Raw genomic sequence first — 25,511 nt, forward strand, 5'->3', positions numbered from 1 at the left:
TCCGCCAGCCGATTCTTTAAAGGAGACACTCTTCAATGAATCCGATTTCTCAACCGTTCGAGTATCAGGCCGCCGCGATGCGTTTGGCAGGCTATATACTGACAAACAACCTGCGGATCATGCAGATCATGACCTGCTCGGTGCTCGACGCTCCTATGGCGCAGGTGCGCGCACTTCGGATCGCCTCGTCCCGGCCCTCAAGCCAGGCCCGGACAATCGAAGCGGCAGGCGCGGTCAAGCCGGAAACGGTGGCAGCCGCGATTCCGGGCGAAGATTCCGACGATACGAAAACCAAAGTTGTCGGCTCCAGACCGCGGGTCCGGTCGAAACAATCGGCACCGGCCAAAAAAACGAGAGCGGATTCAAGGGTCGCCGCCAGAAAGGTGAACCCAAAAAGGGCGCAAGCGCCGAAGCCCGGGCAGAGTTCAAAAACAGTGACCCCGGCAAGCAAAACACCAGGGGCTGCGACGCCGAACAGTGAAACTGATGGCACGAAGTCCGCGCAACCGACCGCGCCAAAACAGGCGCCGGTTCAGCCAACCAGTGTGACCGCGCCCGCGCTGCAGGCATCCGAATCGAAGAAGCAGGAAGCCAGCCCCAAGCCATTGCCGTCGGGTATCGAGGCGAAGACTTCGCCAATCGGCACCAAAACCAAATCGCCCGATCAGGTTCTGAAGACCACTGCAGCGAACAAGGCTGACGCAACGGCCGCGCCCGCTGCACCTTTGGTATCGTCGCCGAAACCTGCCCCGGCACGGACCGCGCCGGACAATAAAGCCGCCGCGAAACCGGCAGGCGGCAGAACGCGGTCACCGTCGCAGCCGCCGGCAATGCCGGATCGAAAGCCGAAATCCGATCGTTAGGCGGCGGCCTTTGCCTTGACAGGGCCGGAATGACGCGCCAACGCTGCGCGTCATGATTGACCTGCGCCCTGTCGGATACGTGATCGGCCTTCTGGTGGCCATTCTTGGCGCGACCATGCTGTTTCCGATGCTTGCCGACCTGATCGAAGGGCGCGGTGAATGGCATGTGTTTCTGGAAAGTTCGGTGATTACGCTGCTTTCGGGGACCGTGCTGGCGCTCAGTTGCGCCAATAGCGTGCGTGAGGGTCTGACGATTCGTCAGACCTTTCTGGTCACGACGACGGTCTGGGTTGCCCTGCCGTTTTTCGGAGCGCTGCCACTGATGCTCGGGGAAACCGAACTGCGCTTTGTGGACGCGTTTTTCGAGGCCATGTCCGGTCTCACCACAACCGGCTCGACGGTGATATCCGGGCTTGACGACCTGCCGCGCGGTATCCTGTTGTGGCGCGGCATCCTGCAATGGCTGGGCGGGATCGGGATCATCGTCGTGGCGATGGTGTTCCTGCCGGAACTGCGCGTCGGCGGGATGCAGATCTTCCGCTCGGAAGGCTTTGAGACCATGGGAAAAATCCTGCCTCGCGCGCAGGAGATCGCGGGGCAGATTTCCTATATCTATATCGGACTGACATTGGTTTGCGCCTTTGTCTATACCACCCTGGGCATGAGCTTTTTCGATTCTCTCGTCCATGCGATGACCACTATCGCCACCGGAGGGTTTTCCAACTACGACGCTTCGTTCGGCACGTTTTCAGGCCCGGCGGAATATGCGGCGTCGATCTTTATGATTCTGGCGGCGCTGCCCTTTGTCAGATATGTGCAGCTGGTGAACGGCTCTGCCCGCCCGCTTTGGCGCGACAGCCAGATTCGCGCCTTTCTGATCACCATCGCGGTGCTTGTGGCGGTCACCACCATTGTCCTGACCAGAATCTTTCCTCACCACATCGAACGGGCCTTCCGCGAGGCGTTGTTCAACATCACCTCGATCATATCGGGCACCGGATATGCCAGCGTCGACTATATGAACTGGGGCAGTTTCCTGATCATGGTCTTTTTCTTCATCGGCCTGATCGGTGGGTGCGCCGGATCGACCGCCTGTTCGATCAAAATTTTCCGGTATCAGTTGCTGTTCGCCTCGATCAGGACCCAGATCCAGCGGATCCGATCGCCGCACGGCATCTTCACGCCGCGCTACGACGGCCGCCCGGTCGGGCCCGACGTGCTCAGCTCGGTCATGAGCTTTTTCGTATTCTTCGTGGTGTCGATGGGGATCTTGTCCTGGGGCCTGGCGCTGACGGGGCTTGACTTCATCACCGCCGTTTCCGGCGCGGCGGCGGCGCTGGCCAATATCGGCCCCGGGCTGGGCCCGCAGATCGGCCCGTCGGGAAATTTCGCGGGGCTGAACGACACTGCCAAATGGATGCTGTCGGCGGGGATGCTGATCGGGAGGCTGGAATTGCTGGCCGTATACGTGATCTTCACCGTCAAATTCTGGAGAAACTGATGAAAAGGCCGCTCGGTGCGCAAATTTCGCACATGCTCAGGGATCGGGGGGTCGAGGTCATTTTCGGCATCCCCGGCGTGCACAATCAGGAAATGTACCGGGGCATCGAAGAGGCCGGCATAACCCACGTCCTGGCCCGCCACGAACAGGGCGCGGGGTTCATGGCCGACGGCTATGCCCGCGCCACCGGCAAGCCGGGCGTGGCCTATGTGATCACCGGGCCGGGCCTGTGCAACATCATGACGCCGATGGGGCAGGGCTATTCGGATTCGGTTCCGATGCTGGTGATCTCGTCCTGTCTCGACGAAACCTCGGCGCGGCGCGGGCAATTGCACCAGATGAAGGATCAGGAGGGTGCTGCGGCGGCGGTCTGCGACTGGTCCCACACCGCCAACACGCCCGAGGCCGCCTATGCCCTGATCGAACGCGCCTTCGAAGAGTTCGAGGTCGGACGCCCCCGGCCCAAGCATGTTCAGGTGCCGATCTCCCGGCTTCAGAGTGATGCCGAACCGGCGCCTTTCCCCTATCAGCCCGCGCTGCGCACCAGGGCACAGAAACCCGATGTCGCCCCGGTTGTCTCGTTGCTGAACATGGCGCGGCGGCCTCTGTTCATCCTTGGTGGAGGCACGAAATCGAACCTGTGGCGGCAGATACTCATACAGCTCGGTGCGGCCTGTTTCACCACATATGGGGGGCGCGGTATGGCCGGGGCGGGATATGCGCTCGATTTCGGCGCGGCCCTGGCACGCCCCGGCAGCGCCGAGGTGATCGCCTCGGCCGATCTGGTCGTGGCCGTCGGCGCCGAACTGGCCGAGGTCGACCTGTGGCGCGAAGATCTGGGCCACGCGGCTCCGCTGATCCGGGTCGATATCGACGCGGCAGTTCTGGCGGATGGCCAACGTGCCACGGTCAAGCTGCAGGCCGATGGCGAAAGCTTTGCCCATGCACTGTGGGAGGAAAGCGACGCCCTCAAGCCGGCGACCGGGTGGAGCGCGGAAGAGGTAGCCGAGGCAAAGGCGCGCTGGCGGGCCGAGGTCGATGCTGACCGTCCCGGCATCGTCCCGGTGATTGATGCGCTGCAGGCCGCAATGCCGGCCAATGCGATGATCTATTCCGACATGACCCAGTTCGCTTATGTGGCCAAGGAAGTATGGGAAATGCCCTATCCCTATCATTGGCATCACCCGACCGGGTTCGGCACGCTGGGTTATGCGCTGCCAGCCGGGATCGGTGGCGCGGTTGCCCGGCGCGGCAAACCCACGGCGGTGATCGCGGGCGATTATGGCTTTCACTACACGATGCAGGAACTGGGCGTCGCGGTCGAACTTGGTCTGCCGCTTCCGATCATCCTGTGGGATAACGGCAAGCTGAAAGAGATCGAGGACAGCATGGTCCGCAGTCAGATCGCACCGAACGCGGTGATTGCCCGCAACCCCGATTTCTGCAAGCTGGCCGAAGCCTTCGGGGCCGCCTCGGCCGCACCCCGGACACTGGACCAGATGCAGGAGGTGGTACGCGCCGCCTTTCAGGCTGACGGGCCGACCCTGATCCGGCTGACACCCGAGATTGGCTGACCGGCGCCCCAATATGGGGCAACAAAAAAGCCCGCGGCGAAGGAAACGCTGCGGGCTATCTTTTGCGTCAACTCAGGTTCAGTCCCAGCAACTGACCAGAACGGTCATCCCCAGGGCGCGGCGCAGCAACTCGTTGGGCGAGATGCTGTCTGCGTTACCGGCTGTCTGCGGGCTCAGCCCCTTGTCGGTGAGCGCGGTTTCCAGCGCCGTGGACGCCGCCGCCAGGCTGACATCGCGCGGCAGGGTCTGCCCCGACCTGGGGTTGGGCAACAGCATGCCCAGAACCGCGCCGGTCTGATCAAAGACCGGCCCGCCGACATCGCCGCTTTGTGCCTCCAGCTCCAGCCGTGACAAGTTCGCATTGCCATCGAGACCCCGAATGTCGGCCAGCCTGCCATAGGTCAGCGTGGGCGAGCCAAGCGCACCCTCATAGGAATACCCCGCAACCGCCACCTCGGATTGCAGCCGGGGTGTGGCGGTCACGAACTGCGCCACGGACATCGGCACCAGCGCCTCGGTCGGGCGCAGCAATGCCACGCCAAGGCCCGCATCGCCGCCGATCACTTCGGCGGCATGGCTGTCGTTCAGCGTGATCCGGGCGCAGCCTTCGGTCACCTCGCTTACAGTGGCGACAGTGCCGCCGGCATCCACGAAAAAGCCCGAACGCGCCAGCCGGGGTTTGCGGAGGCTGAGACCGGCAAGCAGGTCGATGCTCTGCCCGGCCTCGACGCCCGCGCCATCGGCAAGCACCCCGTCAGTGCGGGCAAAGCTGGCCTTCATGGCCGCCAGAATCCGCGCCCGGCGGGCCTCGTCCCCTTCCGGCCAGACCAGCGTGAAACCCTTGATCTCGCCGTTCTTCAGCCCGGCCTGGGTATAGCTGACGATCCCCTTGCCGCGCCCCTCCAGCGTGAAGCTGTCGCGGCTGAACTCGCGCGGTCCCTCCAGGGGCACGATCTCCAGCGACTGCATGACATCGTAAAGGCCACGCAGCGTCGCCCGGTCGCCCTGCTGGCTGATCAGCAGAACCTGCGCGCCCAGATCCGAGGCGCTTTCGAAATGCGCAAAGGGCGCCTCGTAGCGGGTGAAACCGACGACCTGCAATGGCAGATCCATCTCGATTCCGGCGTCGCGGTCGGCATGGCGCTTCATCCCGACACTGATCAGCGGCGCGTTATAGTCGTCCATCAGGATCTTGCGCTGCTTCGTGGTCAGAACCCCGGTCGGCTCGAAACCCTTGTTGTATTGCCAATCCTCCATCGACCGGCGCGTCCCGGCCCCGAACGCCCCGTCAATGGCCGAACTGTAAAAGCCGGCAGCCTGCAAAGCGGTCTGCAGGCCCTTGCGCTCGTCCGCGCTCAATCGCCGCTCGCTGCGGCGGGCCTCGGCCACGGTTTCGTCCGGCAGATTGTCCGGGGATTGTACCGCCTGCTGCGACTGTCCGGTGCTTTCAACAGGGGCGGTTGCCGTGCCCGAACCCGGAACACTTGCGCCAATCGGCCAGAATTGCTGGCCCAGCGCCTGTGGCAATGCGATGAAACTGTCCTGCGGGATCTGCCCTTCGATGCGATAGACGCGCAACACCTGCTCGGCGTCGGACCGGGCATAGGGCCCAAGCACGATCGCGTACCAGCCCTGACGCAGTTGGAAACCGTTCACGTCGGCCAGATAGTCGGAATAGACCTGCGCCCGCTCCTGCGCCTTCCGCAGTGACGGCTGCGCCTCGATCTGTACCCAGGCCGTGTCGCCCTGACCCTGCTGCGCCAGCGCGCCGCCCAAACCAAAGAATAGTAAAACGACCAAAGTCGCGAATGCTCGTACCATGTGTTGTCCCGCGTTCCGGAGCCTTATCTTTGCGAAACCTTATGCAGGATTTTGCGGCAAACGCCATGCCTGCGGCGACTGATGGGCCGGGTGTGGCGGCGGCGCGACAGCGCAGGGCTGCGTCAGGGCTCAATGGGCCGTTGACGCCCCCGGACCCCTTGCATAGGAAAGGCACGACCCATCGGAACCGGGTGGACGCACCCAGAAGGAACGCCATGACCGACAAGCCCAACGCGCCGCGCTCTTTTCAGGAGATCATCCTGCGTCTGCAAAACTATTGGGCGTCAAAGGGATGCGCCATCCTGCAACCTTATGACATGGAGGTGGGCGCAGGCACCTTCCACCCCGCGACCACCCTGCGGGCGCTGGGTGCCAAGCCATGGGCGGCGGCCTATGTGCAGCCCTCGCGCCGCCCCACCGACGGGCGCTATGGCGAAAACCCGAACCGTTTGCAGCACTATTACCAGTACCAGGTTCTGATCAAACCCAGCCCGCCGGATCTGCAGGATCTGTATCTGGGCTCATTGCAGGCCATCGGAATCGACATGGACCTGCACGACATCCGCTTTGTCGAGGACGACTGGGAAAGCCCCACCCTGGGCGCCTGGGGGCTGGGCTGGGAGGTCTGGTGCGACGGCATGGAGGTCAGCCAGTTCACCTATTTCCAGCAGGTCGGCGGCCACGACTGCGCCCCGGTCTCGGGTGAGTTGACCTATGGTCTGGAGCGTCTGGCGATGTATGTGCTGGGCATCGACCATGTGATGGACATGCCCTTCAACGACCCGCAATCGCCCAGCCCGCTGAGCTATGGCGACATCTTCAGGCAGACCGAAGAAGAATATGCCCGCTGGAATTTCGACGTGGCCAATACCGAGGTGCTGCTGCGTCACTTTGAGGAGGCCGAGGCCGAATGCGCCGCCATCCTGGCGCAGGCGCATGACGACCCGAAAACCGGCAAGCGCATCATCATGGCGCATCCCGCCTATGACCAGTGCATCAAGGCAAGCCACATCTTCAACCTGCTGGACGCGCGCGGGGTGATCTCGGTTACCGAGCGTCAGGCCTATATCGGTCGCGTCCGGGCGCTGGCCAAACAATGCGCCGACGCCTTCGTGCAGACGGAGGCGGGCGGGCACGCGGCCTGATGGGGGTGGACTGTTCAGGCCAATCCCGGCAACAGCGCCTTCAGGCCATCGGTGATCATGCCGATGGCGATAGCGGCAAGGATCATCCCCATGAACCGGCTCATGATCACGCGGGCGGTGTTGGACAGCCGCTGCGACAGCGCCGCCGCATTCCAGAACGTGAGCGCCACCAGCGCCACCACGAAAAGAAAGACCAGCACATAGGCGATCAGATGCGCGGTGCCGGTGATCTTGTGGGCATAGATGACCAGCGTGGTGATGGTGCCGGGGCCGACGAGAATGGGGAAGGCCAGTGGATAAAAGGCCACCGTCTCGGGCGCGGGATAGGCCTGTTGTTCCCCCTTGGTGCCATGGTGCGAACTGGTCTCGTTCCCGTGCAGCATGTTGAACGCGATGTAAAGAACAACCAAGCCGCCCGCGACACGGAAATCGTTGACGCTGATCCCGAACAGTTTCAGCACCTGCTCGCCGATGGCGGCAGAGCCCGCGCCCAGAATGATGCAGTAAAGCGCGGTCTTCAGCGCGATCTTGCGCTGGTCCGCCAGCGCCGCGCCGCTGGTCATGCTCAGGAACACCGGCAGATTCGTGACCGGGTTCATGATGGCAAAAAGCGCGCCGAAAAACCCGACGGCAAAGCTTGTGTCCATGTCCGGCGCTCCTTTTCGTTTTGCCGCTGCCCCAAACCTGACCGATTTTTGACCGGCCCGAAAGAGGCGGCCTGATCCAAGGAGATCGACTATGACGGGAAAGATACTGGTTGTGTTCCTGTTGCTTTGCTGCGCCGCTGCGGGCGTGGCGATGTATTACCTGCAGGTCTATGGGTTCTACTATGACGTCGCCGCGCGTCCGGGTCAGGATGTGGCGCTGGTGACCCGCGCCGACGACACGCCCGAGGCGATAGACTATTCCGGCTTCCAGGCCATCGACGCCGACAGCTCTCCGATCCGTTACCGCGCCTGTTTCCAGACCGGTCTCGGCCTCGATGAACTGTCGGCCAGATACGCCGTCGTGGAAGGTGCCGAACCCCTGACCGCGCCGGGATGGTTCGACTGTTTCGACGCGGCGGCGATCGGCAGCGCTTTGCAAAACGGCACCGCGCGCGCGTATCTCGGGGCCAAGAACATCCATTTCGGCGTCGACCGCATCGTCGCCGTCACCGAGACCGGGCAGGGCTATGTCTGGCACGCGCTCAACAATTGCGGGCAAAAGGCCTATGACGGCACCGTGGTCGGCGAAGAATGCCCGCCCCGTCCGGAACAGTAAGAGGGGCAGGCGGCGCTTATGGAAATACCGGGCTTCATCACCGCAACGCTGGGCTTCGCGGTCTATCTGGCCGGGGCCGAGATCAACGCGCGCGCCGCTGTCCTGCGGCGCTATAACATCCCCGAACCCGTCACCGGCGGCCTGCTGGCCTCGCTTGTTCTGCTGGCGCTCTACCTGATCTCGGGGATCGAGTTGAATTTCGATCTGCGCCCGCGCGATTTCCTGCTGGTGCTGTTCTTTGCCGGGATCGGCCTGAACGCCCGGTTCTCCGATCTGCTGGCGGGGGGCAGGCCGTTGTTCCTGCTGCTGGTGATCACGCTGTTCTGCATGATCGTGCAGAACCTGATCGGCGTCGCCGGGGCCTGGCTGTTTGGTTTTCCGGCTCAGGTGGGCGTGCTGTTCGGCTCCGCTTCGCTGATCGGCGGGCACGGCACCGCCATCGCCTGGGCGCCGCAGGTGGCCGAGCTGACCGGCTTTCAGGGCGCGGTGGAACTGGGCGTGGCGGTCGCCACACTGGGGCTTGTCCTGGCCGCGCTCATCGGTGGTCCGGTGGCGAAATTTCTGGTGGAAAAGCACGATCTGACCTCATCGAACCCGGATGAGGAACTGATTGTCGGCGTCTCCGGCACCCGCGACGACGCGCCCGACCGGATCGATCATCACTCGGTCATGCGGGTCCTGCTGTATCTCAACATCTCCATCGTTCTCGGCTTCATGGCGCATCAGGCCATTCAGGCCGCCGGGATCATGCTGCCGCTGTTCGTGCCCTGCCTGATCCTGGCCATCGTCGTGGGCAACCTGCGCACCGCTCTGTTCCCCGGCGCACCGCCAATCACCCGCACGGCGGCTCTGGGGCTGGTCTCGGAATTTTCGCTGGGCGCGTTTCTGGCCATGTCGCTGATGAGCCTGCAACTCTGGACCATCGCCGGGCATGGTCTGGCCATTGGCGCCATCATGCTGGCCCAGACCGCTTTCACCGTTATATTCGTCATCCTCGGCCTCTTCGTCATCATGGGGCGCAGCTATCTGGCGGCGGTGCTCGCCTCGGGTTTTGCCGGGTTCTCGCTGGGGGCCACGCCCACCGCTATCGCGAATATGACCGCCGTGACCAAGCAATATGGCCCGTCGCCTATTGCCTTTATCGTGCTCCCCCTTGTATCCGCCTTCTTCGTGGACATCGCCAATGCCATCGTCATCCAGACGATCGTCAATTTCTAAGGACCGACCATGCCCGACCTGCTGATCGAACTGTTTTCCGAGGAAATCCCCGCGCGCATGCAGACCCGCGCGGGCGAGGATCTGAAAAAGCGGATCACCGATGGTCTGGTCGAGGCCGGTCTGACCTATGCCCATGCCGCCGCCCTGACCACGCCGCGCCGCCTGACGCTGGCGGTCGAAGGGCTGCTGGCCGCCAGCCCCACCATCCGCGAGGAACGCAAAGGCCCAAAGGTCGGCGCGCCCGACAAGGCCGTCGAGGGGTTTCTGCGCGGCGCCGGGATCACCCGCGACCAGCTTGAGGAACGCGATACCCCCAAGGGTGCGGTTTATTTCGCCACCATCGAAAAACCCGGCCGCCCGGCGGCGGAAATCGTGGCCGAGGTGCTTGAGGCGACGATCCGCAATTTTCCCTGGCCGAAATCCATGCGCTGGGGCGCGTCATCGTTGCGCTGGGTGCGCCCGCTGCATTCGATCCTGTGCATCCTCACCGACGAGACCGGCGCGCAGGTGGTGCCGCTGGAGGTCGAGGGGGTCAGGTCGGGCGACAAGACCGAGGGCCACCGCTTCATGGCGCCGGGCCGTTTCCCTGTCACGTCGTTCGACGACTATGCCGCCAAGCTGAAACGCGCCCATGTGATCCTGTCGCCCAGCGAGCGGGCCGAACATATCTGGAACGAAGCGCAGAACATGGCCTTTGCCGCCGGTCTGGAACTGGTCGAGGACAAGGGCCTGCTGGCCGAGGTCGCCGGGCTGGTCGAATGGCCCGTGGTACTGATGGGGCAGATCGACGCCGAATTCCTCGATCTTCCTCCGGAAGTGCTGCAGACCTCGATGAAAGAGCATCAGAAATTCTTTTCGGTCCGCAATCCGAAAACGGGCCGGATCGAACGCTTCGTCACCGTTGCCAACCGCGAGACGGCGGATAATGGCGCGACCATTCTGGCGGGCAACCAAAAGGTGCTGTCGGCGCGTCTGGCCGATGCCAAGTTCTTCTGGGACAACGACCTGCGCGTGGCCAGATCGGACATCGCCCAATGGACCCGCGCGCTTGAGAACGTGACCTTCCACAACAAGCTGGGCACACAGGCCGAACGGATCGACCGCATCGCCGCACTGGCCCGCGAACTGGCCCCGGTGACGGGCGCAGATGTCGATCAGGCCGAGAAAGCCGCGCGTCTGGCCAAGGCCGATCTGAATTCCGAGATGGTCTATGAATTCCCCGAACTTCAGGGGCTTATGGGGCGGTATTACATCGAAGCGGCAGGGGAAGACGCCGCCGTGGCCGCCGTGGCGCAGGAACATTACTCACCTCTGGGTCCGTCCGACGACGTGCCGACCGCGCCGCTGTCTGTGACCGTTGCGCTGGCCGACAAGCTGGACACGCTGACCGGGTTCTGGGCGATTGATGAGAAACCCACGGGATCGAAAGACCCGTTCGCCCTGCGGCGGGCAGCACTTGGGGTTATTCGGTTGGTTCTTACCAGCGATCTCCGCTTGGATTCTTCCAATTTGATATTTGGGCACTTCAAGCACTTTGGAGAGACCGAATTGAAAGGTGAAATTCGGAAAGAGGCGCAAATCTTGCGTGATCAACACGAGAACCCTGAAGATCGGGTTTCGCCAAAACTCGATGATCTGGTAGAAAATTTGGCCTCAGAGACGTTCAAGAGTGATGAATCCGCTGCTGACCTCCTCTCCTTCTTCCACGACCGTCTCAAGGTCTTCCTCCGTGACGAGGGCATCCGCCACGATATCATCGACGCCTGTATCGCGATGGAGGGCAATGACGACCTCAACCTGCTGGTCAAACGCGCCCGCGCGCTGAATGCGGTGATCACGACCGAGGATGGCGAGAACCTCGTGCAGGGCTTCAAGCGCGCCAACAACATCCTGACCCAGGCCGAGGAACAGGACGGGGTGGAATATTCCTATGGCGCCGATATCAAGTTCGCCGAGGCCGACAGCGAAAAGGCGCTCTTTACGGCGCTGACCGGGGCCGAGACGAAAATCGCCCCCGCCCTCAAGGCCGAGGATTTCCCCGCGGCGATGGCGGCGATGGCGGCCCTGCGCGCGCCGATCGACGCCTTCTTTGAAGAGGTCCAGGTCAACACCGATAATGCCGTCGTGCGCCGAAACCGGCTGAACCTGCTGAACCAGATCCGCCAGGTCTGTTCCTCGGTCGCCGATCTGACCCGGATCGAAGGCTGAGTGACCGGGCGCGCCCCAAGCGCCCGACATCACTCTTGCGCCACGGACAAAGCCGCTTATGCTGCAGGCAAGCGAAAGGATGCCGCAGTGCAGAATAATCCGGATACCACCCTCATCACCCCCAGCGCCCCGGTGGCGACCACGACCCATGGCGGGCGGGCCAAATGCCTGCAGCGTCTGGTGCGCCTCGACCTTCCGGTGCCGCGTACCGTGGCGCTGTCGTTCAACTCGGTGCATCACATCGCCGAAGGCGAGGTCCCCGATATCGCCGCCATTCTGGATCAGTTCGACCCGGCGACGCTGCTTTGTGTCCGGCCCAGTTCCGAAGATCCCGACTGGGGCGGTCCCGGCGCCATACTGAACATCGGCATGAACGATGCCCGCTATGTCGATCTGTCCGACACGATGGGGGTCGAAGCGGCGGCGGCGCTCTATCTGCGCTTCGTTCAAAGCTACGCGATCCACGTGGCGCGGCTGGACCCGGACGTGTTCGACGATATCGAGGCCGATGGCCGCGAGGGCCTGCGCCAGTCGCTGCGCGCCTATGAGGATGAAACCGACGAAAGCTTTCCCCAGGATCGCGGCGAACAACTGATCGCGGTGCTGCGGTCGATGGCGCGGGCATGGGACGGCACGTCGGCCCGGCTGCTGCGGCAGGCCAAGGGGGCGCCGGCGGATGCCGGTCTGGGTCTGGTGGTGCAGGAAATGATCCCCGGTGTCGGGCAGGGCGAATGCGGATCGGGCGTGCTGCAACTGATCGACCCGACGACCGGATTGTCGCAGATCACCGGCCGCTATCTGAGTCAGTCGCAGGGCCGCGATGCGCTGGGCGAGGGGGTTTCGGCGCTCTATCTTGAAAAAGACCGGCGCGGACAGTCACTGGAAGATGTCGCGCCCGAAGCCTTCGCCGCCCTGAAAGACCATGCCGCCCTGATGCGCCGGAAGCTGCGCGAGGAAATGCAGGTCGAGTTCGTGATCGAGAATGGCCATGTCCATATTCTCGACGGTGTCCGCGTCCAACGCGGCGCACGGGCGGCCGTGCGCATCGCCGTTCATCTGGCCGAAGACGGTATCATCACTCCACAAGAGGCGGTGATGCGGATCGATCCGCATTCGGTCAACGAACTGCTGCACCGGCAGGTGCATCCCGAAACCCGCCGCGACATTCTGGCGAAGGGGATCGGGGCCAGCCCCGGCGCGGCTACGGGCCGGATCGTCTTTACCGCCGCCGAGGCGCAGGCCAGCGCGTCGCGGGGCGAGGCCTGCATTCTGGTGCGCAGTGAGACCTCGCCCGAGGACGTGCGCGGCATGCATGCCGCCGTGGCCGTTCTGACCGAAAAGGGCGGCATGACCAGCCATGCGGCGGTGATCGGGCGCGGCATGGGCCTGCCTTGTATCGTCGGCGCATCGGACATGCGCTTCCGGATCAAGGAACGGCAACTTGTGGCCCCGGACGGGCGGGTGTTCCGGACCGGCGATATCCTGACCATCGACGGCAGTTCCGGGCAGGTCCTGGCGGGCGAGCCCGACATGCTGGAAGCGGCACAGGACGACTGTTTTCAGACCCTGATGGCCTGGGCCGACGCCGAACGCGATATCGGCATCCGGGCCAATGCCGATACCCCCGACGACGCCCAGACCGCGCGCAACTTCAACGCGCAGGGCATCGGCCTGTGCCGGACCGAGCACATGTTCTTCGATCCGGGTCGCCTGACCGTAATGCGCGAGATGATCTTTGCCCAAACGCCGTCAGGGCGCGCGGCAGTTCTGGAACGTCTGTTGCCCATGCAACGTGATGATTTTGTGAAACTTTTCAAAATCATGGAAGGGCAGCCTGTCTGCATCCGCCTGTTCGACCCGCCTTTGCACGAGTTTCTGCCAACCACCCGCAGCGGCCAGCGCGAACTTGCCGATGCGCTGGACCTGCCGGTCTCGGATGTCGAGCGCCGGGTCGCCGCGATGACCGAATACAATCCCATGCTGGGCCTGCGCGGCGTGCGCCTGGGCGTCACCGTGCCGGAAATCTACGACATGCAGGCCCGCGCCATATTCGAGGCGACGCTTGAGGCCAGCCGCGAAGGCGAGCCGGTGGTGCCCGAGGTGATGATCCCGCTGGTCTCTGCCAAGCGCGAGGTGGAACTGGTCAAGGCGCGCATCGATGCGGTGGCGGCGGCGGTGGCCTCGGAACAGGACAAAGAGTTCGACTACCGTCTGGGCGTGATGGTGGAAACCCCGCGCGCCTGCCTGCGCGCCGATGAAATCGCGCCGAACACAGCATTTCTGAGCTTTGGCACCAATGACTTGACGCAGATGACCTATGGCCTGTCCCGCGATGATGCGGGCCGTTTCATGTCGGCCTATGTGAACCAGCAGGTCTTTGCCGAAGACCCGTTTCATGTGCTCGACACCGACGGCGTGGGCGAACTTCTGCAACTGGGTGCTGAACGCGGGCGCAGGGCGCAACCGGAGGTCACCCTGTCGGTTTGCGGAGAACATGGCGGCAACCCCGAATCAATCGCCTTTTGCCGGTCCGCGGGGTTCGACTATGTCTCGTGCTCGCCCTTCCGTGTGCCGGTCGCTCGGCTGGCTGCCGCTCAACTGGCAATTTCGTCCAAACTTGGGGGTTGACAAAGCCCGTGAACCCCAAATTTAGTGGTGTTTGAGCGTACTTGAGGTCGCAGAATCTTGCCTGGACGGGCATGATTCCTCTTGCTTTTTCCCAGGAACTGGACCTTTGGCGCCAAGTGCGCTAAGAGCCTCCTCGCGCCCGCCGGGGGAGGGTTTGGCGCGTTATGTGCCTGTGCGAGGTTTTCTGAATGATACGCTTTGTTGCTGCCACGGCGGTTCTGGCCGCTTTTTTGTTTCCAACTGCATCCAGTGCTGAACGCGATTCGGTCTATTCCGGCGGCGCGGAAGTCGTGTCCCGGAGCGAGCCGCTGGCTCAAAACTTTCGCGACTATCTGAAACTTTTCCAGCGCGAAAAGGAAGCCGAACCGGTCAAGGTGAGCTACACCCGGGAATGGCTGGATCAGTACCCCAAGGCAACCGGGGATGAAAACTGGCAATGCCTGGCCGAGGCGTTGTATTTCGAAGCTCGCGGTGAAAGCGTCAAAGGACAGTTCGCCGTGGCAGAAGTGATCCTGAACCGGGTCGCGACCGACCGCTTTCCCGATACGCTTTGCGGGGTCATTCGACAGGGGACGGGCCGCAAGTACCAATGCCAGTTCACCTATACCTGCGATGGCCTCAAGGAGGTGATCGCGGAAAAACAGGCTTATGCACGCGTGGCTAAGGTCGCCCGGCTGGCAATTGACGGTGTCGCTGAAGAACTCACAGACGGTGCCACCCATTACCACACAAAAGCGGTGCGCCCGTCCTGGTCGCGAGTCTACAAGGAAACCACGCGGATAGGTGTGCACATCTTTTATCGGCACAATTACCGGACCGCCAGCAACTGATAGCAGCCTACCCGCTTCCTGCTGACACATGAAGTGAAGCGCCGGTTTTCCGCGATTGCGCCAGGCGGCAAGGCCTGGGCCGAGCGTGCGTCGACGGGCCGGCAATCCGAGCAACCAGCCACATGCATAACTGTACCGTTTCTGGTAAGGTACGCTGGTTCAGGCCCGTCTGAGGACGCATTCTGTTGCTGGTGTGGCGTTTACGAAGCTGCTATAGGCCACTCCACCGTCTATCCAAGGTGGACCCTTTCATCGAGCCGAAAAGGCCAGACGCATGAGTTCCGAAATCCGCCTCGCCTTCGCGCACCCCTCCGAACGCTCCGAAGCGACCGCGTCGCTCGGGCCGCTGGACCGCATCTCGCTGCGGGATCATATCGTCGAGGTCGAGATCGGCGCCTTTCAGGCCGAGCGCGGTACCACCCAGCGCATCTGTTTCAACATCGTGGTCGAGGTCAAACCCCTGACCGGGCCGATCGACGACGATGTCGACCGGATCCTGTCCTATGACCGCGTGACCGAGGCCATCGCGCATGAGCTGTCCGCGGAACGCCTGAACCTGCTGGAGACGTTGGCCGAGCGTGTGGCAGAGCGTATTTTGCTTGAACCTCAGGCTGTAAGGGTTTTTGTCCGCATAGAAAAATTGGATCGTGGTCCGGGCGCTCTGGGGGTAGAGATCGTGCGTGGCAAGGATATGGTCTACCACGATGTCGCCGCCGAGGAACGCCCCCATCCCCGCCTGGTTTTCCTGTCAAACGAGGCGATCATGTCGGACAACCTGTCGGCATGGATCGATCAGTTGGAACACCGCCGGCGTCCCCTGATCCTGTGCGTCGGCGCGTCGCCGCTGCCGGTGCCGCAAACCGGCCATGCGATGACCCAGCGCCGGATCGACCTTCTGGCCATCGAACAGAATGCATGGGTTCTGGCCGCGCGCGACCATCGTTGTGTCGTGGTCTCGACCCGGACCGAGTTGGATTGGGCGATGAAAAACGGCCAGATTTGTGTCTGGGCTCCGTCCAAGATCGTGCTCGACGCGGTGGACGGCCCCTCGGCCAAACGCGCCGATGCAGTGGCGCTGGCCGCCTGGTTCGCGGCCACCTTCGAGGCCAGCGAAATGCTGGTGATCGGTGGTGACCTGCACGGCGATGCCAGCGTGCCGCTGCGACAGATTCCGGTGGAGCAGGCGCAACTGTGACCGGCTATTACCGCCCGTTGGTGCAACAGGGCCGGGCGCGGCCCGACGGGGCAGTTCCGCTGGCGGGCACGGATATGTGGTTCACCCACGCCGAGAAACTTGCCAGAAACGCCGCCGCTTTTGTGGTTGAGGCGCGCGCGATCCCCGCACAGGCGCTCGACCGCCTGACCGCGCCCCGCACCCCGGTCGCCGGTCTGGACATGGGCCAGCCGCAGATCATGGGGATCATCAACACCACGCCGGACAGTTTTTCAGATGGCGGACGGCACAACACCGTCGAAACCGCCCGCGCGGCGGCGCGGGACATGGTCGCACAGGGGGCGGCGATTCTCGATATCGGCGGCGAATCCACCCGGCCGGGGTCCGAAACAGTGGCCATCGACAAGGAAATCGACCGCACGGTCCCGGTGATCGAGGCCATCCGCGCCGAGACCGGCACCGCAATTTCCATCGACACCCGCAAGGCCAGAGTAGCCCGGGCGGCGGTCGAAGCGGGCGCAAGCCTGGTCAACGATGTCTCGGGTTTTGTGTTCGACCCCGATCTCGCCCCCTATTGCGCAGCGCATCAGGTGCCGGTCTGCGTCATGCACATGCAGGGCGACCCGGCGACGATGCAGAACGATCCGCAATATGAAAACGTGTTGCTGGACGTCTACGATTTCCTCGAAGCGCAGGTTTCCCGGCTTGTGGCGCTGGGGCTTGCGCGGGCGCAAATCGTCGTCGATCCGGGGATTGGCTTTGGCAAGACCGAAGCGCACAATCTGACCCTGCTGCAAAACCTCAGCCTGTTTCACGGTCTGGGCTGCCCGATTCTGCTGGGCGTCTCGCGCAAGGGATTCATCGGACGGATCGGCGGCGAACCCCGCGCCGACGCCCGTGCCCCCGGTTCGATCGCCGTGGCGCTGGCCGGGCTGGCGCAGGGGGCGCAGATAATCCGGGTACATGACGTCAGGGAAACCGCGCAGGCCTTGCGCCTCTGGGCCGCTGTCCGTTAATTCTGCGCATAGACGACTACGGAGGCTCATTATGCGTAAGCTGTTCGGCACCGACGGGGTGCGGGGAACTGCGAATACCTACCCGATGACAGCAGAACTGGCGCTGCGCATGGGCGCGGCGGTGGGCCGGTATTTTCGTCGAGACGCTTCGGGCGTGCACCGGGTGGTGATCGGCAAGGATACCCGCCTGTCGGGCTATATGTTCGAAAACGCGCTGACGGCGGGGCTGACCTCGACGGGGATGAACGTGCTGTTGCTGGGGCCGGTGCCGACGCCCGCCGTGGGATTGATGACCCGGTCCATGCGGGCCGACCTTGGGGTGATGATCTCGGCCAGCCACAATCCCGCTCAGGACAACGGGATCAAGTTCTTCGGCCCCGACGGCTACAAGCTTTCCGATCAGGCCGAGATCGAAATCGAGCGGCTGATCGAAGAAGGCGTGAAACCGGCGCAGGCGCAGAATATCGGCCGTGCGCGTCGGGTCGACGACGCCCGGTTCCGGTACGGCGAGCGGGTGAAATCCTCGCTGCCGCGCGATTTGCGGCTGGACGGTTTGAAAGTGGTGATCGACTGCGCCAATGGCGCGGCGCACCGCACCGCGCCCGAAGTGCTGTGGGAACTGGGGGCCGATGTGATCCCGGTTGGCGTGGCGCCCGACGGCAAGAATATCAATCTGGGCTGCGGCTCGACCCATCCGCAATTGGCCGCCGAAACCGTCGTCGCCCATGGTGCCGATGTGGGTATCTGTCTTGACGGCGATGCCGACCGCGTCATCGTGATCGACGAGGCCGGCGCGGTTGCCGATGGCGATCAGCTGATGGCGCTGCTGGCATCGCGGTGGGCCGCCGAAGGGCAGTTGAACGGTGGCGCTCTGGTTGCCACGGTGATGTCGAATCTCGGCCTCGAACGTCATCTGGACAGTCAGGGCCTGCGGCTGGAACGCACGGCGGTCGGCGACCGCTATGTGGTTGAGCGGATGCGCGAGGGCGGCTTCAATCTGGGCGGCGAACAATCGGGCCATATCGTCATGAGCGACTACGCCACCACCGGTGACGGGCTGATGGCGGGGCTGCATTTCCTGGCCGATATGGTGTTGTCGGGCCGCCGCGCTTCGGAACTGTCGCGACAGTTCACCCCGGTGCCGCAACTGCTGAAAAACGTGCGTTTCGGCGCGGGCCAGACGCCGCTGGAACTGCCGATGGTGCAACGGGCAATTGCCGATGCCGAGGGCGCGCTGAACGGCAAGGGGCGGCTTTTGATCCGCAAGTCCGGCACTGAACCGCTGATCCGCGTGATGGCGGAATGCGAGGACGAAGGTCTGCTGGAACAGACAGTGGATTCGGTCGTGAACGCGGTGTCGGGGGCGGTGTCGGTCTGACGCGCCAAACTGACGTGGTCCCCTGACAGGTTCGGCAGCAGCCACCACATGGGCGGTGGCAATTGCTTTGCTGTCTGAACTCTTACGTCATGCGCGGGCGGCGTTTGCGGCTGAGGAGCAGGCCGCCAAGGATCAGTGCCAGAGCGGCAAACAGCTGCGGCGGCAGGGCCTCGCCCAGCAGGACGGCGCCGAATATCACGGACCAGACCGGCACCTGATAGTTCACCGTCGACAGGAACGCGGGTCCGGCGCTGCGGGCCACCTGAACCAGCAGTACCTGTGCCAGCGCCGTGGGCAACAGACCGAGATAGATGACAGCGCCGAGCGGCAGGGCGGCGGGCCATTCGGGCACGCCCTCGACCCACAGCGCAACCGGCGTCATCATGACGGCACCGCATAACAGCGCGGCGGCAGACAGCGACAGCATGTTCACCGATGGGCAGAGCCGGGTGATGATCGAGCCGACGGCATAGCAGAGCGAAGCGCCAAGGCAGGCCAGACGGGCAAGCGATTCAAAATCGGTTCCGGCGGATCGAAACGCGTCCAGCCCGATCAGCACCACGACCCCGGCAAAGCCGATCAGAAAGCTGACGGTGCGGCGCAGGGTCATGTGCTCGCCCGGCACCAGCACATGCGCCAGCGGCAGCACGAACAGCGGTACCACCGCCATGCAGACGCCGGCAAAGCCGCTGGCCACATAGGTCTGCCCCCAGCTGAGCAGGGTGAAGGGCAGCGCGTTGCTGAAAAATCCCATGCCCAGCGCACAGGCCCAGATGACCGGACCATCGCGGGACCGCAGCGAGGGCAGGCCGATACCCATCGCGGTCACCACGCCTAGCAGGCACAGCGCGCCGATCGAGATCCGCAGCGCCGCGATCGTCATCGGCGCGAACCCATCAAGCGCTAGCGACACCGACATGAAGGACGCGCCCCAGATCACACCGAGGAACAAAAGCTTGGCCCAATTCACGGCCCCGGGAGTGTCTGGCATGTGACGACCTTAACGAAAAAAAACGGGCGCCCCAAAATGGGGCGCCCGGCAGAGAAAATGGGCTGCGAAATGCTCCGCGGGGCGCCTTAGTTCTTTTCCTGATCGACCAGCTTGCCGGCCGAAATCCACGGCATCATGCCGCGCAGCTTCTTGCCGACCTCTTCGATCTGGTGTTCGTCATTGGCGCGGCGCGAGGCTTTCAGGAAGGGCTGGCCGACCTGGTTTTCCAGCATGAAGTCGCGGACGAACTTGCCCTGCTGGATGTCGTTCAGAACCTCTTTCATCGCCTTCTTGGTCTGCTCATACGGCAGGATGCGCGGGCCGGTCACGTACTGGCCATACTCGGCAGTGTTCGAGATCGAGTAATCCATGTTCGCGATGCCGCCTTCATAGATCAGGTCGACGATCAGCTTCACTTCGTGCAGACACTCGAAATAGGCCATTTCCGGTGCGTATCCGGCCTCGACCAGGGTTTCAAAGCCGCAGCGGATCAGTTCGACCAGGCCGCCGCATAGAACAGCCTGCTCGCCGAACAGGTCGGTTTCGCATTCTTCGCGGAAGTTGGTTTCGATGATGCCCGAACGGCCGCCGCCGATGGCCGAGCAGTAGGACAGGCCGATTTCCAGCGCCTTGCCGGTTGCGTCGGTGTTAACGGCAACAAGGCAGGGTACGCCACCGCCCTTGACATATTCGCCGCGCACGGTGTGGCCGGGGCCTTTGGGGGCCATCATGATGACGTCGACGCCCTCTTTCGGCTCGATCAGGCCGAAGTGGACGTTCAGGCCGTGGGCGAAAGCAATGGCCGAGCCCGGCTTGATGTTGTCATGCACGTATTTCTTGTAGGTCTCGGCCTGCAGTTCGTCGGGCATGGTGAACATGATGACATCGCACCAGGCCGCCGCTTCGGCGATGCCCATGACGGTCAGGCCTTCGGCTTCGGCTTTCTTGGCCGAGGGCGAGCCTTCGCGCAGGGCGACGACTAGGTTCTTGGCGCCCGAGTCGCGCAGGTTCAGCGCATGGGCGTGGCCCTGGCTGCCATAGCCCAGAATCGCCACTTTCTTGTCCTTGATCAGGTTGATGTCGCAATCGCGATCGTAATAGACGCGCATTTCGCCGGTCCTTTCTGTTTCGATTGCAGTGCTTTTATCGGTGAGATCGGATATTGGCGATAGGGAAGGGGCTGAGTATTTGTGGAAAAGGTGAAGAATCATTCGCGGGATTGGTAAAATGTGGAGAAATCATGCTTGATGACATCGACCGCCGGATTTTGCGCCACTATCAGGCCGATCCAAGCCTTTCGACCGGGGAACTGGCCGAGCGCTGCCGCATCACATCCGGCGTCTGCTGGCGCCGGATCGAAAAGATGCAGGCCGCCGGGATCATCGAGGGGCAGGAGGCGGTGATAGACTGGCGCGCGCTAGGCTATGCGGTCGAGGTGTCGCTGCGGGTGACGCTGGACAAGACGCAGGCCCGCGCCTTTGACGAGTTCACCGCCGCCGCGCGGCAGGTACCCGAGGTGATCGAAATCCAGACATTTCTGGGCCGGGTCGATGTGCGCCTGTCGGTGATCGCAAGGGACATGCCCCACTATCAGCAACTCTATCGCGACCGCATCCTGACCCTGCCGCATATCGCCGATATCGAGGCGCTGATGCACATTGCCCGGGTGAAACGCGACGAGGTGCTGCCGGTATGATCGAACTGGACGGGATCGACCGCAAGCTGCTGCGGGCGCTGGTGCAGGACGCCACCCAAAGCGCCGGAGCGCTGGGGCGGCGCTTTGGCCTGTCGCAACCTGCCACCTGGCGGCGGATCAAACGTCTGGAGGAGGCGGGCGTTATCAAGGGCCGGCGTCTGCGCCTGAATGCCGGGGCGCTGGGGTTCGGAGTGACAGTGTTTCTGGGCGTCAAACTGGCGCGCAAGGGGCAGGTCAGCCTTGAGGATTTCGAACGCGCCGTCAGCGCCATCCCCGAAGTGCAGACCGTGGAGCACGTGCTGGGATTGTACGACTACCGCTTGCGGGTGGTTGCGCGGGATCTCGCGGATTTTGAGCGTGTCCTGCGGCGCCGCATCATGACATTGCCGGGAGCCGGGGACGTCGAGGCCAATGTCCTGCTGAGCGAGGAGCGGCTGGCCGGGCCGATCGGATAGACGGCCTTAATACTGGCTGCTGATCCTGTAGCCGGGATGGTGGGTCATCCGGGCAAATGTCACCGGCGTGTCGTTCAGCCAGGTCATGCGTTCGGTCTGCAGCACCGGGGCCCCAGATGTGGTGCCCATGAACTCGGCAAGGCGTCCATCGGTGGCGATGGCGGAAAACGTAACGGCTGCATCCGCGAACGGGGCCGCGTGCAGCAACCATTCATGAGGACCGGACTGGCTGAAATCAGCATGTTCGATCTCTGGTACCGCCGCGATGTTGATCCAGCGTTCTTCCAACTGGAACGGACGATTGTCGGCATAGTGCATGCACAGAAGGTGCAGCACAGGCGTTTGGTAAGGCAGGCCGAGCTGTGACGCCAGCCAAGCGGGGCTTGCCAGCACGTTGCGCTCGACCAGCACATAGCGGTATTCGGAATTTCTGTCTTCGACCGTATGTCGGACCAGCGAGATTTCAAGCCGTGCCTGTTTCAACGGGGATTTCTTGACCCGCGTGCCGCTTTTGCGTTTGCGTTCGACAAATCCCTGATCCGCCAGTTCTCGAAGGGCGCGGTTGACGGTTGCACGGGCGCAGCCGAATTCGTCGGCCAATTCCGTTTCCGTGGGCAGTATCGATCCCTGAGGCCAAATGCGGGTCTCAATTCTGCGCTTAACTTCATCTCGAACAACTTGAAAACTAATACGCTTTTTCGCCGTCACTGGTAACTCCGTACTTTCATGCTCTGGCTGCATCCATCTGTTCAGAAACACGCCAGAGTGTAAAGGTCTGGTGACACTGATTGGCGTCAATTCTCTAACCTTTCATTAACGGATGCCGGAACATTGTCTTTGGTTCGAATGGGTGATGAATTTACAACAGCTGGCCCGGCCGGGATGTCGGAAATCGCAGTTTTCTGACGATTTCCCGCTTTACCTCACGGAAAGCCGCAGTCAGAAATGAACCACCGCGACAGAAAGGACTGTTTATGCCTGCGCTGCTTGAAACCATTGACCCCGACGGTCTCGAAGAATTCTCGGTGGTTTTCACCGACCGCTCCCTGAACCACATGTCATCCGCTTTCCAGCAGGTCATGCGGGATATCTCGGCCATGCTGCGGGATGTCTACAAGGCCGACGGAGTTGCGGTGATCCCAGGTGGCGGCACCTACGGGATGGAGGCGGTGGCCCGCCAGTTCGCCCGCGGCGCCAACGCTCTGGTGGTGCGCAACGGCTGGTTTTCCTATCGCTGGAGCCAGATTTTCGAAACCGGCGGCCTGACCGCCAGCACGACGGTCATGAAGGCGCGCCAGACCGGCAATGACAGCCCGTCGCCCTTTGCGCCCGCACCGATCGACGAGGTGGTGGCCGCCATCCGCGAGCAAAGGCCCGACTTCGTATTTGCCCCTCACGTGGAAACTGCGGCAGGTGTGATCCTGCCTGACGACTACATCACCGCCATGGCGTCTGCGGCGCATGAGGTCGGCGCGCTGATGGTGCTGGATTGCATCGCCTCGGGCTGTGTCTGGGTCGACATGAAGGCCACCGGCGTCGATGTCCTGATCTCGGCCCCGCAGAAGGGCTGGAGCGCCTCGCCCTGCGCGGGCCTCGTGATGCTTTCGGACCGCGCCGAGCAGCGGTTGGCCGAGACCAGCTCGGACAGTTTCGCCATCGATCTGAAGAAATGGCGTGACATCATGAAAGCCTATGAGGGCGGCGGTCATGCCTATCACGCCACGATGCCGACGGATGCGCTGCGCGCCTTTCGCGACACCATGGCCGAGACCCGCGAATATGGGTTTGACAAGCTGCGCGATGCGCAATGGGCGCTGGGCAACGGTGTCCGGGCGATGCTGAAGGACAAGGGCATCATGTCCGTCGCCGCAGAAGGTTTCGGAGCGCCGGGGGTTGTGGTCAGCTACACCAGCGACCCCGAGGTTCAGAACGGCAAGAAATTTGCCGCGCTGGGCATGCAGATCGCCGCCGGGGTGCCGCTGCAATGTGACGAACCCGAAGGGTTCAGCACGTTCCGGCTGGGACTGTTCGGGCTGGACAAGCTCTATGATGTGGACGGCACGATTGCGCGGCTGAAACGGGTGTTGGATCAGGTGCTTTGACCGGGTGGCGGGCTGATGCGCCCGCCTCACCGCTCACCTTACGCCCAGCCCCATCTGCATGAGCGTCTTGCGCACCGGGGCCAGTGAATAGAGCGCGCTCAGACTCAGCGCCCGCGCATCCCGCAAGGGGCGCGCCTCGATCATCGAGGCGCGGTTCAGCAGGTCGATTCCCCTGACACGAAGCGCGATTTCGTTGTGGCGCGCTTTGTGATAGGCCTCCAGCATTTCCGCATCGCCCAACCCCTCCGGCCGTGCCTGTGCCAGATCCAGCAGTGACCGCAGATCGCCCAGCGACATGTTCAGGCCCTGCGCGCCGATCGGCGGCACCACATGCGCTGCCTCGGCCATCAACGCGACCCGTTCGCCGGCCAGTCGGTCTGCCGACTGGCTGATAATCGGCCAGAGGGTGCGGCGCGACGCCAGCTTCAGCGGCCCGAAAAGACTGCAGGACCGTTCCGTCATCGCCGCCTCGAACGCCTCGGGCGACATCTGCATCAGGTCGACCGCCTTCGGGCCGCGTTCCATCCAGACGATGGCCGACGAGGGCTGGCCTTGCCAGTCCGGCAGGGGCACGAGGGTGAACGGACCGCCCGAGCGATGGATCTCAGTCGACACGTTTTCATGCGGAATCGGATGGGTGACGGCAAAGGCCAGCGCCTTCTGGCCATAGCGTGTGGTCTGAACGTTGATTCCGGCGGCCTCGCGCATGGGCGAGGCCCGCCCATCGGCGGCAATCACCAGCCTGCACCGCACGCGGCCTCCATCGCTCAGGCCGACGCGGGCCTCCGCTGTTCGGGTGAACTGGCTGGTGGTGGCGGTTCCGGGGCGGAACTCGACATTGGGCAGGTCGGCCAGCCGCGCCACCATCTCGCGCCGAAGCAGCCAGTTCGGCAGGTTCCACCCGAAGGGCTGGTCCGAGATGTCGGCGGCGTTGAAATCCCGCACCACACGCGGTTCCGGCACCTCACCGCCTGCATCGACAATGCGCATGATCTGCAATGGCGCGGCATGGTCGGCCAGCCGGGGCCACAGCCCGCATTGCTCCAGCAATCCGCGCGCCGGTTGCAGGAAGGCAGTGGTCCGCAGGTCCGAGCCTTCGGCGTCGCGCTCGGTCACCGGCGGCGCAGGGTCGACGCAGATCACGTTGAACCCGGCGGTGCCAAAGGCGGCGGCCGCGGTCAGCCCGGCGATGCCGCCGCCGGAAATCAGGATGTCACAGCTGGTCATCATTGCACGCTCTCCGTTCGGGCCGGACCCTAGGTGGATTCCCGACCCGGCGCCAAGTGACATCCTGTCCCGTATCTCAGCCGCGCGAGATCAGGATCAGCAGCAGAAACACCACCGGCACCGCCATCAACGCCGGGACGTAAAGTCCGGGCAGGCCAAACAGAAGGGCTGAACATCCCCACATCGCAACCAGTGCGAAGGCGGCGAAATACCAGGTCTCCGCTTCGCCCTCGGCCATCTCGCGGGCGATCCAGCCGAATAGCGGCACGGCAAAGATCAGGCGCTGCCAGAGGGGGCGGCGGGGCAGGGGAAAGTCGATGGCGGCCATGGCGGGTTCCTTTGTGCGGTTCGATGTCTTGCGACGCGCATATAGGAACCAAAAGATACATGTGGCAGGTGCATTTTGACGCAGTGCCGGGGG

The 25,511-nt window shown here is 63.3% G+C and carries 22 protein-coding genes; 15 read left to right on the forward strand and 7 right to left on the reverse strand.

What is annotated here, in order from left to right:
* Positions 1-119 precede the first annotated feature (119 nt).
* Genes ACR0AO_RS03095 through ACR0AO_RS03105 form a run of 3 tightly spaced genes read left to right on the forward strand, consistent with a single transcriptional unit; the run spans position 120 to position 3,938 of the window.
* Positions 120-863, forward strand: a complete 744-nt coding sequence (locus ACR0AO_RS03095) for a hypothetical protein (RefSeq protein WP_480599768.1) — start codon at positions 120-122, stop codon at positions 861-863.
* A gap of 52 nt (positions 864-915) precedes the next feature.
* Complete coding sequence (locus ACR0AO_RS03100; RefSeq protein WP_480599771.1) at positions 916-2,364, forward strand: TrkH family potassium uptake protein; 1,449 nt, start codon at positions 916-918, stop codon at positions 2,362-2,364.
* A complete protein-coding gene (locus tag ACR0AO_RS03105) occupies positions 2,364-3,938 on the forward strand; it encodes a thiamine pyrophosphate-binding protein (protein WP_480599773.1) in 1,575 nt (524 codons plus the stop codon). The genes ACR0AO_RS03100 and ACR0AO_RS03105 overlap by 1 nt, the downstream gene beginning before the upstream one ends.
* 78 nt (positions 3,939-4,016) lie before the next feature.
* Here the strand turns inward: ACR0AO_RS03105 and ACR0AO_RS03110 are convergent, their stop codons facing one another.
* Positions 4,017-5,759: a serine protease gene (locus ACR0AO_RS03110; protein ID WP_480599776.1), complete on the reverse strand. Its 1,743-nt coding sequence runs from the start codon at positions 5,757-5,759 to the stop codon at positions 4,017-4,019.
* Between the two features lie 215 nt (positions 5,760-5,974).
* On the opposite strand from ACR0AO_RS03110, the gene ACR0AO_RS03115 reads away from it, so the two are divergent.
* Positions 5,975-6,904 carry a glycine--tRNA ligase subunit alpha gene (locus ACR0AO_RS03115; protein ID WP_480599778.1) on the forward strand — a complete coding sequence of 310 codons (930 nt, stop codon included), beginning with the start codon at positions 5,975-5,977 and terminating at the stop codon, positions 6,902-6,904.
* A 14-nt stretch (positions 6,905-6,918) separates the two neighbouring features.
* Here ACR0AO_RS03115 and ACR0AO_RS03120 read toward each other — a convergent pair whose 3' ends face one another.
* The gene (locus ACR0AO_RS03120) at positions 6,919-7,551 is read right to left on the reverse strand and encodes a MarC family protein (protein WP_480599781.1); all 633 of its coding nucleotides are present in this window, start codon (positions 7,549-7,551) and stop codon (positions 6,919-6,921) included.
* A gap of 91 nt (positions 7,552-7,642) precedes the next feature.
* On the opposite strand from ACR0AO_RS03120, the gene ACR0AO_RS03125 reads away from it, so the two are divergent.
* The 8 genes from ACR0AO_RS03125 (at position 7,643) to glmM (ending at position 18,619) form a co-directional block, all read left to right on the forward strand.
* Complete coding sequence (locus ACR0AO_RS03125; protein ID WP_480599784.1) at positions 7,643-8,167, forward strand: DUF6446 family protein; 525 nt, start codon at positions 7,643-7,645, stop codon at positions 8,165-8,167.
* 18 nt (positions 8,168-8,185) lie between these two features.
* Positions 8,186-9,385, forward strand: a complete 1,200-nt coding sequence (gene gltS / locus ACR0AO_RS03130) for a sodium/glutamate symporter (RefSeq protein ID WP_480599786.1) — start codon at positions 8,186-8,188, stop codon at positions 9,383-9,385.
* A gap of 9 nt (positions 9,386-9,394) precedes the next feature.
* Positions 9,395-11,593 carry a glycine--tRNA ligase subunit beta gene (gene glyS / locus ACR0AO_RS03135; protein ID WP_480599790.1) on the forward strand — a complete coding sequence of 733 codons (2,199 nt, stop codon included), beginning with the start codon at positions 9,395-9,397 and terminating at the stop codon, positions 11,591-11,593.
* Between the two features lie 87 nt (positions 11,594-11,680).
* Positions 11,681-14,221, forward strand: a complete 2,541-nt coding sequence (locus ACR0AO_RS03140; protein WP_480599793.1) for a putative PEP-binding protein — start codon at positions 11,681-11,683, stop codon at positions 14,219-14,221.
* Between the two features lie 188 nt (positions 14,222-14,409).
* Positions 14,410-15,051 (forward strand): cell wall hydrolase, encoded by a 642-nt coding sequence (locus tag ACR0AO_RS03145; RefSeq protein ID WP_480599796.1) that lies wholly within the window; start codon positions 14,410-14,412, stop codon positions 15,049-15,051.
* A 274-nt stretch (positions 15,052-15,325) separates the two neighbouring features.
* A complete protein-coding gene (locus ACR0AO_RS03150) occupies positions 15,326-16,246 on the forward strand; it encodes a dihydroneopterin aldolase (RefSeq protein WP_480599798.1) in 921 nt (306 codons plus the stop codon).
* Positions 16,243-17,241, forward strand: coding sequence for a dihydropteroate synthase (gene folP / locus ACR0AO_RS03155; RefSeq protein ID WP_480599800.1), 999 nt, complete (start codon positions 16,243-16,245; stop codon positions 17,239-17,241). Before ACR0AO_RS03150 ends, folP begins: the two co-directional genes overlap by 4 nt.
* 31 nt (positions 17,242-17,272) lie before the next feature.
* The gene (gene glmM / locus ACR0AO_RS03160; protein WP_480599802.1) at positions 17,273-18,619 is read left to right on the forward strand and encodes a phosphoglucosamine mutase; all 1,347 of its coding nucleotides are present in this window, start codon (positions 17,273-17,275) and stop codon (positions 18,617-18,619) included.
* 82 nt (positions 18,620-18,701) lie between these two features.
* Here glmM and ACR0AO_RS03165 read toward each other — a convergent pair whose 3' ends face one another.
* Positions 18,702-19,610, reverse strand: coding sequence for a DMT family transporter (locus ACR0AO_RS03165; RefSeq protein ID WP_480599804.1), 909 nt, complete (start codon positions 19,608-19,610; stop codon positions 18,702-18,704).
* 86 nt (positions 19,611-19,696) lie between these two features.
* Positions 19,697-20,719: a ketol-acid reductoisomerase gene (ilvC, locus tag ACR0AO_RS03170; RefSeq protein ID WP_480599806.1), complete on the reverse strand. Its 1,023-nt coding sequence runs from the start codon at positions 20,717-20,719 to the stop codon at positions 19,697-19,699.
* A 131-nt stretch (positions 20,720-20,850) separates the two neighbouring features.
* Here ilvC and ACR0AO_RS03175 point away from each other — a divergent pair, with 131 nt between their 5' ends.
* Together ACR0AO_RS03175 and ACR0AO_RS03180 are read left to right on the forward strand one after the other, a co-directional pair.
* Entirely contained in the window at positions 20,851-21,306 is a 456-nt protein-coding gene (locus ACR0AO_RS03175) for an Lrp/AsnC family transcriptional regulator (protein WP_480599808.1), read from the forward strand.
* Positions 21,303-21,761 carry an Lrp/AsnC family transcriptional regulator gene (locus ACR0AO_RS03180; protein WP_480599811.1) on the forward strand — a complete coding sequence of 153 codons (459 nt, stop codon included), beginning with the start codon at positions 21,303-21,305 and terminating at the stop codon, positions 21,759-21,761. The genes ACR0AO_RS03175 and ACR0AO_RS03180 overlap by 4 nt, the downstream gene beginning before the upstream one ends.
* A 6-nt stretch (positions 21,762-21,767) precedes the next feature.
* On the opposite strand, the gene ACR0AO_RS03185 is transcribed toward ACR0AO_RS03180, so the two are convergent.
* Positions 21,768-22,502 (reverse strand): GntR family transcriptional regulator, encoded by a 735-nt coding sequence (locus ACR0AO_RS03185; RefSeq protein ID WP_480599813.1) that lies wholly within the window; start codon positions 22,500-22,502, stop codon positions 21,768-21,770.
* A gap of 233 nt (positions 22,503-22,735) precedes the next feature.
* Here ACR0AO_RS03185 and ACR0AO_RS03190 point away from each other — a divergent pair, with 233 nt between their 5' ends.
* The gene (locus ACR0AO_RS03190; RefSeq protein WP_480599815.1) at positions 22,736-23,863 is read left to right on the forward strand and encodes an aminotransferase class V-fold PLP-dependent enzyme; all 1,128 of its coding nucleotides are present in this window, start codon (positions 22,736-22,738) and stop codon (positions 23,861-23,863) included.
* A 33-nt stretch (positions 23,864-23,896) separates the two neighbouring features.
* Here ACR0AO_RS03190 and ACR0AO_RS03195 read toward each other — a convergent pair whose 3' ends face one another.
* Positions 23,897-25,093 carry a UbiH/UbiF family hydroxylase gene (locus tag ACR0AO_RS03195; protein ID WP_480599817.1) on the reverse strand — a complete coding sequence of 399 codons (1,197 nt, stop codon included), beginning with the start codon at positions 25,091-25,093 and terminating at the stop codon, positions 23,897-23,899.
* A gap of 73 nt (positions 25,094-25,166) precedes the next feature.
* A complete protein-coding gene (locus ACR0AO_RS03200; RefSeq protein ID WP_480599819.1) occupies positions 25,167-25,418 on the reverse strand; it encodes a hypothetical protein in 252 nt (83 codons plus the stop codon).
* Positions 25,419-25,511 lie beyond the last annotated feature (93 nt).

The sequence above is a fragment of the Ruegeria sp. AF8 genome (assembly GCF_056541825.1).